The following is an 857-nucleotide window of genomic DNA, read 5'->3' on the forward strand; positions in this document are numbered from 1 at the left end:
CGGCCAGCCCGCGCCCGGCGCCCAGGAAGCGCTCCAGCACCTGCCGCCAGGAGCGCCGCCCGGCCTTCAGCCACTGCGTGAGGGTGCTGCCCTCCACGAGCTCCATGGCGAGGAAGACCTCGTCGCCGAAGGTGCCCGCGTCGAAGACGGCCAGCACGTTCGGGTGCTGGAGCCGGGCCATGGCCTGGGCCTCGCGCAGCAGCCGCGCCTGCCCCTCCCGCGTGCGCGCCGTGCCCAGGCGCAGGAGCTTCACCGCCACCTTGCGGTCCAGCTCCGGATCATACGCGCTGAAGACGACGCCCATGCCGCCCGCGCCCAGCCGCTCCAGCAGCAGGTACCGGCCCACGGAGCGCCCCCGCTCCAGCCGCGCCTCCACCCGGCGCTCCTCCGCGGAGGCCGGGGGCCCGGAGTCCACCGCGGAGGGGCCAGCAGGCTGTCCCGCGCCAGCTCCGACAACAGCTGGCGGCACGGGACGCACCCGTCCACGTGCTGCTCGATGGCCGCCACCTGCGAGGGCGTGCAGAGCCCCTCGACGAACTCGACGGCCGTGTCGTCGTCCAGACAGTCCGGCCCCGGCGCCGGGGAGCGGGCATCGGAGGGCGGGGGCTCGGAGGGGGGCATGACGCGGAGTCTACGGAGAACGGGACTTCACGTAAAAATGGGATGCGGGCATCCTGGGGACCTCGGGGAGGTGCGGTGTGCGCACGGAGCAGCAGGTGACGGCGGCCTTCCTGGAAGGACTGGGCGCGGAGCGGCGCTCGCGGCTCACCGGCTGGGAGGCGGCGCTGCCGGAGCTGCTCGGGGCGGCCCTGCGCGCGTGGCCCGACTTCGCGGTGGACGCCGGGGACTTCCTGCGC

2 protein-coding genes are annotated in these 857 nt (G+C 75.3%); both read right to left on the reverse strand.

Translation table 11 applies throughout. The features are described from left to right. On the reverse strand, nucleotides 1-346 hold a 346-nt coding region (locus ACLEQD_RS44500), incomplete at its 3' end, for a protein kinase domain-containing protein (protein ID WP_410391945.1). Continuing rightward, on the reverse strand, nucleotides 250-621 hold the full coding sequence (locus tag ACLEQD_RS44505; protein ID WP_410391944.1) for a zf-HC2 domain-containing protein: 372 nt from the start codon (nucleotides 619-621) through the stop codon (nucleotides 250-252). The genes ACLEQD_RS44500 and ACLEQD_RS44505, both read right to left, overlap by 97 nt. Between the last annotated feature and the right edge of the window lie 236 nt (nucleotides 622-857).

This window comes from Corallococcus sp. 4LFB (assembly GCF_046520365.1).
GTDB lineage: Bacteria > Myxococcota > Myxococcia > Myxococcales > Myxococcaceae > Corallococcus > Corallococcus caeni.